General features: G+C 64.6%; 9 protein-coding genes. 6 read left to right on the forward strand and 3 right to left on the reverse strand.

The window, feature by feature from the left end; genetic code table 11:
• Positions 1-993 (reverse strand): biotin synthase BioB (gene bioB, locus WAN71_RS01460; protein WP_422223623.1); only part of this gene is annotated, 993 nt, incomplete at its 3' end.
• Positions 994-1,178: 185 nt separating this feature from the next.
• On the opposite strand from bioB, the gene WAN71_RS01465 reads away from it, so the two are divergent.
• From WAN71_RS01465 to WAN71_RS01480, 4 genes are all read left to right on the forward strand, one after another.
• Positions 1,179-1,370, forward strand: a complete 192-nt coding sequence (locus WAN71_RS01465; protein WP_422223624.1) for a hypothetical protein — start codon at positions 1,179-1,181, stop codon at positions 1,368-1,370.
• Positions 1,371-1,531: 161 nt separating this feature from the next.
• The gene (locus WAN71_RS01470) at positions 1,532-3,301 is read left to right on the forward strand and encodes a hypothetical protein (protein ID WP_422223629.1); all 1,770 of its coding nucleotides are present in this window, start codon (positions 1,532-1,534) and stop codon (positions 3,299-3,301) included.
• A 38-nt stretch (positions 3,302-3,339) separates the two neighbouring features.
• Positions 3,340-3,672 carry a hypothetical protein gene (locus tag WAN71_RS01475; RefSeq protein WP_422223630.1) on the forward strand — a complete coding sequence of 111 codons (333 nt, stop codon included), beginning with the start codon at positions 3,340-3,342 and terminating at the stop codon, positions 3,670-3,672.
• Positions 3,669-5,027, forward strand: a complete 1,359-nt coding sequence (locus WAN71_RS01480) for a hypothetical protein (protein ID WP_422223625.1) — start codon at positions 3,669-3,671, stop codon at positions 5,025-5,027. The genes WAN71_RS01475 and WAN71_RS01480 overlap by 4 nt, the downstream gene beginning before the upstream one ends.
• Positions 5,028-5,041: 14 nt before the next feature.
• Here WAN71_RS01480 and alsS read toward each other — a convergent pair whose 3' ends face one another.
• Complete coding sequence (gene alsS / locus WAN71_RS01485) at positions 5,042-6,712, reverse strand: acetolactate synthase AlsS (RefSeq protein ID WP_422223626.1); 1,671 nt, start codon at positions 6,710-6,712, stop codon at positions 5,042-5,044.
• A 1-nt stretch (position 6,713) separates the two neighbouring features.
• Positions 6,714-7,439 carry an acetolactate decarboxylase gene (gene budA, locus WAN71_RS01490; protein ID WP_422223631.1) on the reverse strand — a complete coding sequence of 242 codons (726 nt, stop codon included), beginning with the start codon at positions 7,437-7,439 and terminating at the stop codon, positions 6,714-6,716.
• A gap of 182 nt (positions 7,440-7,621) precedes the next feature.
• Here budA and WAN71_RS01495 point away from each other — a divergent pair, with 182 nt between their 5' ends.
• Both WAN71_RS01495 and WAN71_RS01500 read left to right on the forward strand, forming a co-directional pair.
• Positions 7,622-9,781, forward strand: coding sequence for an FUSC family protein (locus WAN71_RS01495; RefSeq protein WP_422223627.1), 2,160 nt, complete (start codon positions 7,622-7,624; stop codon positions 9,779-9,781).
• A gap of 102 nt (positions 9,782-9,883) precedes the next feature.
• Positions 9,884-10,854: molybdopterin-dependent oxidoreductase (locus tag WAN71_RS01500; protein ID WP_422223628.1), on the forward strand; the 971-nt coding region annotated here is incomplete at its 3' end.

Here is a 10,854-nt window from a genome sequence, read left to right on the forward strand (position 1 = left end):
GTCGAGCAGCGCGAGATCGGCCTCAGCAGGGCGGCCCAGTGTGGTCAGGTAATTGCCGACGATTACGGCGTTGATCCCGCCCAGAATGCCTTGTTTGGCGCCCAGGTCGCCAAGGGTGATCTCGCGACCGCCGGCGAAGCGGAGCATGGTGCGCGGCAGTGCCAGCCGGAAGGCGGCCACCGCCTTGAGCGCTTCGCTGGCCGGCAGCACTTCGAGGTCACCGAACGGCGTGCCGGGACGCGGGTTGAGGAAGTTCAGCGGCACCTCATCGGGGTCCAGCTCGGCCAGGTTGGCGGCGAATTCGGCGCGCTGCTCGACCGTCTCACCCATGCCGAGGATGCCGCCGCAGCACACCTCCATGCCGGCCTCGCGCACCATCGACAGCGTTTGCCAGCGCTCTTCCCAGGTGTGGGTAGTCACGACGTTGGGGAAGAACGAGCGGGCGGTCTCCAGGTTGTGGTTGTAGCGGTGCACGCCCATCGCCGACAGGCGGTCGACCTGTTCGGCGGTCAGCATGCCCAGCGAGCAGGCGATCTGGATGTCGACTGCGTCGCGGATCGCCTCGATGCCAGCCGCCACCTGAGCCAGTAACCGATCGTCGGGTCCGCGCACCGCGGCGACGATGCAGAACTCGGTAGCGCCCGTCTTCGCGGTCTGTTTGGCCGCCTCCACCAGGCTATGAACGTCGAGCCAGGCGCTGCGTACCGGCGAGGCGAAGAGCCCCGATTGGGAGCAGAAATGGCAATCCTCCGGGCAGCCACCGGTTTTCAGGCTGATGATGCCCTCGACCTCGACCTCGGGCCCGCACCAGGCCATCCGCACCTCGTGGGCCAAAGCCAAGAGTTCCTCGAGGCGATCGTCGGACAGCTGAAGCACCCGCAGCAGCTGCTCCTGGCTCAGTCCGTCACCGCGCTCGAGCACCTGTTGGCGGGCCACGGTGAGGATGTCGGTGCTGTCGGTGCCGGGGGTTGGCCGAGTCGCCGCCTGAGTCACCAGCTACTCCTTAAGTCTTTTGAGCTCGCGGGACGAAAGCGCCCCGGGGCTCATCGCAGCCTGCGTTGAACGGTGCCCAGGCTAGGCTAGCGGTGTGCACCTGCACAAACGTGATGTGGTTGCAGCGGCCGCCGCGGGGTACGCCAAGGATGCGGGAAGTTAGAGCCCCGGGGAAGTGAACGCAGTTGACCGATCCGCACGTCGAGTACGTCGCACACCATTGGATCCTGCTGGCAGGACCGGCGTTCTTGCCCGCGGTGATCGTCGTCGGAGTTGTGCTGTACATCGCGATCCGGGACCGGCGCCGCGCCGAGGACGACGCACAGCAAAGAACCGCTGACGACGACCGAAGCCAACCCAAAACGCCGGAAGTTTGAACGGACCGTCAGCGGGCTACCTACCGTGAAGTAAGTTCGCGCCCGCACTTCAGGGCGGCCACAGCGCAGTGGGAGGTACAACGGTGGACCTGACAGTTCTCGCGGATCCGCCGGCGCGCGGCGCCGGGCTCGATCAGGTGATCGGTCTGTCGATCGCCGCGATGGTGATAACCCTGCTGATGCTCTGGGTCGGCTGGGCTCATCGGACGCACCGGATCACCTGGCTGAACACGGTTGCGGAAAAACTGGGGCAGAAGTTCGACCGTCCGCCATGGGTGGCGCTGACGGTCCTGGTGTTCACCACGTCGATCATCTGTGCGCTCTTCGGCTTCATCTGGGACGTCAGCTGGCATATCGGCAATGGCCGCGATCCCGGCCCGTTGGCCAACCCCGCACACTACTTCATCATTATCGGGCTGTTCGGCATCTTCGTCGCGGGGATGCTGTCGGTGGTGATTCCGTTCGACAAGCCCGGGCCGGGCGCAGTTCGGATCACCCGCAACTGGTACGCGCCGGTCGGCGGTGTGCTGATGGCCGGCTGCGGACTCTACGCGATGATCGGGTTCCCGCTTGACGACATTTGGCACCGGATATTCGGACAAGACGTCACACTCTGGGGCCCAACGCATTTGATGATGATTGGCGGCGCCAACTTCTCGCTTTTCGCGGTCCTGATGCTGGAGTACGAGGGTGCCCGAGCCCTGCCCGACACTCCTGCCGAGGGTGCCTTCGCCCGAGCCGAGCGGCCGTTCATCAGATTCGTGCGTTATCTGTCATGCGGCGGATTGCTGATCGGAATGTCGGTCTATCAAATCGAATTCGACTTCGGTGTACCGCAATTCCGTCTGGTATTCCAGCCGATGCTTATTGCCGCGGCCGCAGCGGTCGGAACGATCGTCGCGCGCATCACCATGGGCAAAGGCGCGGCGCTTATCGCGGCTCTGTTCGCGATTGCGCTGCGCGGTCTGGTGGCGTTGCTGGTCGGCCCGATCCTGGGCGCCCCGCTCAACTGGTTCCCGTTGTATCTGGGCCCCGCTCTGGTGGTCGAGTTGGTGGCGCTCACCCCGCTGTTCCGGCGTCCAATCCTGTTCGGGGCCGTCGCGGGTCTTGGCGTAGGCACTGTCGGACTGTGGCTGGAGTCGCTGTGGATCGGCGCGGTCTACCACTACCCGTGGCCGCTGCCGCTCTGGCGTGAAGCACTGCCGACCGCGGTGCCGGTCGCGATCCTGGCCGGGGTGTGCGCGGCGCTGTTCGGCATGGTCCTGACCAGCCAGAAGCTGCCAGGCAAAGCCATCGGCGTCACCGCCGTGGCACTAACAGTGCTGGTGATCGGCGGCACGGTGGCCAACGGCCTGCACATCCACGTGCCAACGCAGGACACCGCCACGATCAAGCTGACCGACCTGCCGAGCCAACCGGGACAACGCATGGTGTCTGCCGACGTGCAGATCAGCCCGCCCACCCTGGTGGGCGATCATCCAGACTGGCTGACGATCCTGTCCTGGCAGGGCCGGATGTGGAACGATCGCGGCCTGGAAATCGACCGCCTCGAGAAGGTAGGGCCCGGACATTACGTGTCCACCCAACCGATTCCGGTGTGGGGTGAATGGAAAACATTGCTGCGTGTCCAAGACGGCAGAACGATGACCGCGGTGCCGATCTGGGCACCGGCGGACGCGGCAATTCCCGTGCCGGAGATTCCCGCGAAGGCGGTCAGCACTCGTCCGTTCGTGCTCGAGGTTTCGATTCTGCAGCGCGAGCGCGACGCGAGCGTCCCGGCGTGGTTGTTCACCGCCGGCGGGATCGTGGTGCTGTGCTTCACGTTGACCCTCATCAGCGCGCTAACCTGGGGCGCCGGCCGGATCAACGCCACCGATACCGCGCCCCAGCAGCCCGTCGAGGAGCAACGGTCACCTCCGCGGGCGGCGTGATCGCTTTGGTTCGACGTCTCTGCGCCACCGCTGCGGCGATGTTGCTGATCTCGGGGCTGGTTGCCTGCGGCGGTGCACCGAAGTCCACCCAACCCTCAGGTGCGGGTCTGGTTGTCAACGTCACCATCGCCAAGGGGCAGGTCACACCAAGCAATGCCACGCTGCAAGCCAAGGTTTCCGAACCAATTACGTTGCGCGTCACCAGTGACGCCGTCGATGAGCTGCACGTGCATTCGGTGCCCGATCACAAGTTTCCGGTCGCTGCGGCCGCCAACCAGACGTTTCAGTTCAGCGTCGACGTCCCGGGCAATGTCGACGTCGAACTGCATCACCTGGACCGCACGATCGCCACGATCCAAGTGCGTCCGTGACGGACGCAGTAGTACTGGCGCACGGGCTAGGTGGATCGAGCGATCTTCCGGTCCCCTACGCCTATTCGGTGATCGGAGCCGCGTGGGCGTTGACGTTCACCTTTGCCTTGGTCGCCTTCGCGTGGCGACGGCCACGGTTTGATCCGCTCAAACCGGGCCACCCGTTGCCGGCAGCCGTTACCGCACTGGTGGATTCGCGGGCAGCCCGCGGGATCGCGGCCGCCGCCGCTTTGCTGTTCACGGTGTGGGTGGTGTTGGCCGGCTGGTGGGGACCGCAGACGCAGGCGAATGCCGTCCTGGGTGTGTTCTATGTGCTGCTGTGGGTCGGGTTAGTAGCTGTTTCACTGCTTTTCGGACCGGTGTGGCGAGTGATTTCACCGGTGCGCACGGTGTATCTGCTGCTGCGACGCGTCACACCGCGACGCCTGGGCGAGCCCCGGCAGTCCTATCCCGAAAGCTGGGGGTATCGCCCGGCCGCGATGGGCCTGTTCGCCTTTGTCTGGATGGAATTGGCCAGCCCGAACCCGGCATCGCTGCCCTGGGTCAAATCGTGGTTGCTGATTTATGCTTCTGCGCTACTGGTCGGGGCTTGGCTGTGCGGGCAACGTTGGTTCGCCCGAGTCGACCCGTTCGGTGTGTACAGCATGGCGGTTTCGCGGCTCTCGCCGTTTCGGCGCAACCCGGACACCGGGAGAATTGCGATCGGTAACCCGTTCGACCATCTGCCGTCGTTGCCGATTCGGCCGGGCGTGGTCGCGATCTTGGCGGTGCTGCTTGGCTCGACCGCGTTCGACAGCTTCTCGTCGTCGGTGACCTGGCGCAACTTCGCCGACCGGCTGGCGAAAGCTATTCACGCTGTGCCGGTGACGCTGTCGTTGTCGACGCTGCGCACCATCGGGTTGCTGGTCTTCATTGTCGTTGTGGCGACGACGTTTTCGCTGGCCGCCCGCGCTGCCGGCGGGATCGACCGCGAGCAGCGTCGCGCATTACCGGGTCAAATGGCGCATTCGCTGATTCCTATTGTGGTGGGCTACATCTTCGCCCACTACTTGTCCTATCTGGTGGAGCGAGGTCAACAGGCCGTGTTCGCCCTCGCCGATCCGTTCGGCCGGGGATGGAACCTGCTCGGGCTGGCGCACCTGCACGTCGCCTATGTGCTGTCGCTGCACCCGACCGCGCTGGCCGTGATCAAGGTGTCGTGCGTGCTGACCGGCCACATCGTGGCGGTGATTGCGGCACACGACAAAGCGCTGCGGCTGCTGCCCGCGGGACATCAACTCACCGGCCAGCTCACCATGATGCTGGTCATGGTCGGCTACACCTTTACCGGCTTGTACCTACTTTTCAGCGCGTAGCCGTTATTCCACCCCTATTCGACGACGTCGTCGTGCAACTCCGCGAACAGTTCGGTGTTGCGGCTGTAGTCGACCTGCACGTCGATAATGGTAATTCCGGGTTCGGTCAGAGATTGTTTGAGCGCGGCTTCGAACTCGGTGATGCCGCTGACTCGGATGCCCGTGGCACCGAACGCCGCGGCGTAGTGCGCGATGTCATAGTCGCCGAGCTGCACGCCCGAGGTGCGCCCGTATTTGAGTTGCTCCTGGAACGCGACCATGTCGTAGGTGTTGTCGCGCATGATGACATGCGTGAAACTGAGCCCCAGCCGAGTTGCGGTCTCTAATTCTTGTGCGCTGAAGAGGAATCCACCGTCGCCGGATACCGACACCGCGGGTGTGCCCGGGCGAACCATCGCGGCTGCCATGGCCCACGGTAAAGCAACGCCGAGGGTCTGCTGACCATCGGAGAACAGCAGCCGACGAGGTTGGTAAACGCGAAAGTGTCTGGCCATATAGATGTAGTGGGATCCAATGTCGCAGGCGATGGTGGTGTCGTCGTCGATCAGTTCGCGGATCTTGAGAACGAGCGCCGCCGGGTTAACACCAACATCGGTCTGCGAACGGTTTCGCGCCTCTACGTCGATGTTCAGCAGTGCGGCACGTTGTTCCGCGATGCCGGAATTCACGACGTCGTTCAGCCGTAACCCCGATAGCAGCGGGATCATGGCGGTCAGGGTAGCGGCGAGGTCGCCGCGTAATTCCAATGTCGGCTGGTAGTGGTTGTCGATGTCGGCGGGAATCTCGTCGATGTGAATCAGGGTGCGAGCAGGATCCGAATTCCATAGCCGCGGATCGTATTCGACCGGATCGAACCCGACCGTGACCAGAACATCTGCATGGCTGATGAGGATGTCGCCGGGCTGATTGCGGAACAGCCCGACGCGTCCGACGAAGTGATCCTCGAGTTCGCGCGACACCACACCGGCGGCCTGAAATGTCTCCACTACCGGCAGGTCGGTGACCGCAAGCAGCTCACGCAGTGCGGCACATGGTTGCGGATCGCCGACGCGAACACCGACAAATAGCACCGGGCGTTGCGCATCCCGGATCAGATTGGCGGCCTGCGCAATTCGGTCCGCTCGGGCCGGGCCCAGCGCCGGCACAGGCGACGGCTTCACGATTGCCGCTGACGTGACAGACGTCAACACGTCAGCCGGCAGAACCACCGCGGCGGCGCCGCGAGGTGGGGCGACTGCGGCGCGGATTGCGTTGGCGACTGCTTCCGACACGTTGTCGGGGTCGTTGACCTCCCCGGTGTATTTCGTGAAGGGCTTAAGGGCCGCAACAGCGTCCATCGACTGATGGGTGCGCTTTAGCCGGTCGGCGCGGGCGACAGCCCCGCAGATAGCGACCATGGGGTCCTGCTCGGTGGTAGCGGTGATGAGACCGGTAGCCAAGTTGGTGGTACCCGGCCCTGACGTCACCAGCGCGACGCCGGGTGTTCCGGTGAGCCGACCGACCGCGGCGGCCATGAACGCCGCGTTCTGCTCGTGGCGGCAAACCACCAATTCCGGGCCGCCGTCAGCCAGAGCGTCGAAGACGGCGTCGACCTTGGCCCCGGGTATGCCGAAGATGAATTGAATGCCGTAGGCGGAGAGCGTCTCGACCACGCGCTGGGCTGCTCGCACGTCGCCTTCGCTCACGTCATTCTCCCTCGGTGCGGCGGATTTGGGTGTCGAGGTCAGCCTTATTCAACTCGGCGTCAAGGAATTCCGGTGTGCGGGGCAGGCTCAAGTGCAGATCAGACCGGACACCGATCTCGACGGTGCCCCGGGTTAGCCGGTAATCGAGGGCATGTCCGCCGTGGTGACGTTCGGCATCGACGAAATGGGAATGGTAGCCGGCCACCGAGATACCTTGCTCATAGTCGGGCATCCGGAAGACGGCCAGCGTGCCGGTCACGTCGGTGAAGGTCAGCTCCTGCTGTTCTTCGGTGGCCTCGGTGAACGGTCGGTAGGGCCGGTGTTGCTCGGTCACCGTGCGGGTCCGAATCACGCTGAAATCACCGGTGACCCGGACAGCGACGATCAGGTTGGTGCTCGGCAGCGACGCATCGATGCGGGCCTTGAGCTCGGCGCGGTCGACCGGCGCGGACACGTCGAATGTGCGGTCGGCGGCGAACCAGGTGACAACAGCGAACGGAGTGTGTTGGTCCGGATCGGCGACCCGCGCACTGCCGTCCCCGCGCAATTGATAGCAGACCCCGTCGAGCACCAACATCTCGCCGTCCAGGCCATTGAAGGTACCCAGACCGAAGTCGCCGTGCCGCAACAGCTCCCGGATGGTGACATCACCGTCGTAGACGCCGTCGAGCAACGCCCCCATCGTCGAGGTCTGGTAGACCTCGCTGCCATGACGATGCGTCAGCATCGCGCGCGCCCAACCGCGCAGGACGCTCGCCGCGGACTCGGCCGGATCAAAGGCCACCGTAGGTCTCCCCGCAGAGTGCTGGTGGTATGCCCAAAGCAGTAAGGATTGTTTCGCTCATTCGCCGCGTCGTCAACGCGAGCGCCGGCGGAGTCGCATCGCGACAACGCCTCTACCATCCAGTTATGGCGATCTGGCCGGTCCGGCGGGCGTTGGACCGGTTGCACTCCAAGGACCCGGACCGCGATGGGTTGCGGCGGGCCATCCGTGCGGCGATCGTCGTACCGCTCGCGGCCGGGTTCGGTCGCCTTCTTGTCGGCGGCACAGCCGCACCGCTGTTTGCGGTGCTCGGCGCCTACTGGCTGATGGTAGTTACTGATTTCCCCGGGAACCGCCAGAACCGTGCGGTGGCCTACCTCGGCTTGGGTCTCAACGGAAGCATCCTGATTGTCCTGGGCACCTTGGTTACTCGCGTTGCCTGGCTGGCGGTGATGCTGACATTGATCCTCGGTGTGGCGGTCACCCTGGCGGGCGCGCTCAGTGAGACGATGTCGGCCGGTAAACGCACGACATTGTTGTGCTTCGTCTGGCCGGTATGTACACCGGCCGGACCGGCAGGCGAGCGGCTGGTGGGGTGGCTGATCGCCCTCGCGCTGTGTGTGCCGGCGTCGTTGTTCCTGCTCCCCCCACGGCACCACGACGCGCTGCGCCGCAATGCGGCACAGGTGTGCGCCGCGCTGGCCGACCGGATCGAGGGCATCGGGTCGACGGTTGAGGTGTCCACCGCGATGGACAGGCTGCGCGCCACCTTCTTGGCCGCCAGCTCCCGCCCGGTTGGGCTGACTGCAGGCAGTCGGGCATTGATGCGTGTCGTCGACCACCTCGGCTTGGTCAGCGAACGCGTCGACGACGACACCGGGACTGCGCTGGGGCCGGCGCAGCAGCCGGCCGTCGACGTGATGCGTTGCTGTGCACGAGTGCTCGACGCCGGACACCCGACCGACCGCGCCGCGAAGAGGGCGGCCCTCGACCATGCATTGCCCCGATTGCAGTCGCTGGCACGTGGTCGTTACCGCCACGACGTCAGACTGGTCCTCAGTGCGCCAGACAACCCGGCGGCAATCGCAATTGGCCGCCGATTGCTGACCTGTCGGGTGATCGCGACAACGATTCGTCTGGCCGGCAGCCTCATCGCCGCGGCAGCAGCGGCCGACGCCCGACCGGTATGGGCGCGGGCCTTGGGCTTACGATTGCCGCCCACCGGTTTCGGCGACCGGCTATTGCCCGAGACTGTCACCATTACCACCGTCTCGACCGGGTTTCTGCGCACCCGCTCCGTCGTGGCGCGCAACGGTCTGCGCACCGGTGTCGGGTTGGCACTGGCCGTCGCCGTCAGCCATCTCTTCCCGGTGCTGCACGGGTTCTGGGTTGTCCTGGGAACGATGGCGGTGCTCGCTAGCAGCGCGCTCGTCACGAGAACCAAAATGGTTCAAGCTGTGATCGGCGCCGCCGTCGGCGTCACCGTCGCCGCCCTGCTGATAGCCGCTTTCACCATCGCACCGGCGGCGCTGTGGTCGCTGCTGCCAATCGCGGTGTTCGGATCGGCCTACCTGCCGCGGCTCTTCTCGTTCGCTGTTGCTCAGGCCGTGACCACGTTGACAACGTTGATCATCCTCGACCTGATGGTCCCGACCGGTTGGCGGATTGGTCTGTTGCGCATCGAAGACGTCGTAATGGGCGCAGGGGTGGGCATGGTCGTATCGCTGCTGCTGTGGCCAAGGGGGGCGATAGCCGCGATCTCCGCCGTGATCAGTGCAGCACTCGACGTCAACGTGCCCTTTCTGCGCGCGGCCGTGCGGCGGGTCACCCGTGAGAATTCAGACGAACTCGAAGCACATCTGCAAGCACTCAGCCGCGAAGCGATGGTAGTCAGCCGGACAGTCGACGACGCTGTCCGCCAATACCTTTCGGAAACCGGTAGCGGGGCCAATTTGCGGACCCCGGTGGTCAGGTCGGCAAACCGGGCGATGTTGGTGCGGACCGCGGGAGACATGATCGCCGATATCAAGACGTTGCCGCCGTCGGGTACGTACCCATTCACCCGCGCCTTGTTGGAAACCTATGCGGACTCGCTCGGCGATCGGCTGTCTAAGCGGAGTGATGCGACGGAACAGCCCATCACCGAGGAGTTCGTTCGATCGTTGCGCGCCGAGGCGACCGGGGAAAGCATGCCTGTCGAAGCCGCGCAGCCACTCGTCGCCGTGGCAGCCACCCTTTCCGAACTCGAGTTGGTCTCTTTTCCAACATCGGATAGCGGCGCAGCCGACCGCTCGCCAGTCGGGTGACGGCATCAACCGGTAATCCGGTCCGGTTATGCTAAGCATCATCGGGCGCCACGCGCAGCTGAGACATCCAGGTTCAATACCCAAGTAGACAGACCCGATGCGATGACCACGGATGATCCGATTGACGAGCAACTGAAAGTCACGCCGCCCAAGCAATGGGCAACCGGGTTTCCCGCCGTGACCCACGCCCTGCAGTATTCGCTCGAGCAGACTTCGCCTCGGCGCACCGCAGTCACCTTGCTCACGATCAACCAAGCCAACGGCATCGACTGCCCAGGATGCGCGTGGCCAGAGCCGGAGCCCGGCAAGCGGCACATGAATGAGTACTGCGAAAACGGGGCCAAACACATCAATGATGAGGCGACAACCCGTCGGCTCACCCGAGAGTTCTTCGCCGAGCACTCGATCTCCGACCTGGCGACAAAGTCCGACATGTGGCTCAACCAGCAGGGTCGACTCACCGAGCCGATGGTCAAGCAACCCGACTCGGACTGCTACGAACCCATCGGGTGGGATGACGCGTTCGACCTGCTGGCGGCTCAGCTGCTCGGACTCGACTCGCCTGACGAAGCGCTTTTCTATACCTCGGGGCGGGTCAGCAACGAGGCGGCGTTTGTGCTGCAGCTGTTCGCGCGAGCGTTGGGTACCAACAATCTTCCTGACTGCAGCAACATGTGCCATGAGTCCAGCGGTTTCGCGCTGGAGGAGACGCTCGGGGTCAGCAAAGGCACTGTGAGCCTCGACGACATCCAGCGGGCTGATCTGGTGTTCGTCGTCGGGCTGAACCCGGGCACCAACATGCCCCGGATGCTGACGGCGCTCGAGGACACCAAGCGCAACGGCGGGCACGTCATCGCGGTCAACCCGCTGCCTGAGGCGGGGCTGATCCGGTTCAAGCATCCGCAGAAGGTTCGCGGGATCATCGGCCGCGGAACGACGATCGCCGACCAGTTCCTGCATATCAAGCCGGGCGGGGACCTTGCGCTTTTCCAGGCGATCAACGCCTTGCTGTTGCAAGCCGAGGCCGCTTCCCCGGAAGCGGTGCTCGACCACCGCTTCATCAATGCCCACAC

The organism is Mycobacterium sp. (genome assembly GCF_049280035.1).
Taxonomy (GTDB): domain Bacteria; phylum Actinomycetota; class Actinomycetes; order Mycobacteriales; family Mycobacteriaceae; genus Mycobacterium.

Excerpts from the sequence above, each read along its gene's own strand:
- WAN71_RS01470 (WP_422223629.1), top strand. The coding sequence starts at position 1,532 with ATGGTGATAACCCTGCTGATGCTCTGGGTCGGCTGGGCTCATCGGACG.
- WAN71_RS01475 (WP_422223630.1), top strand. The coding sequence starts at position 3,340 with ATGTTGCTGATCTCGGGGCTGGTTGCCTGCGGCGGTGCACCGAAGTCC.
- budA (WP_422223631.1), bottom strand. The coding sequence starts at position 7,439 with ATGCTGACGCATCGTCATGGCAGCGAGGTCTACCAGACCTCGACGATG.
- WAN71_RS01495 (WP_422223627.1), top strand. The coding sequence starts at position 7,622 with ATGGCGATCTGGCCGGTCCGGCGGGCGTTGGACCGGTTGCACTCCAAG.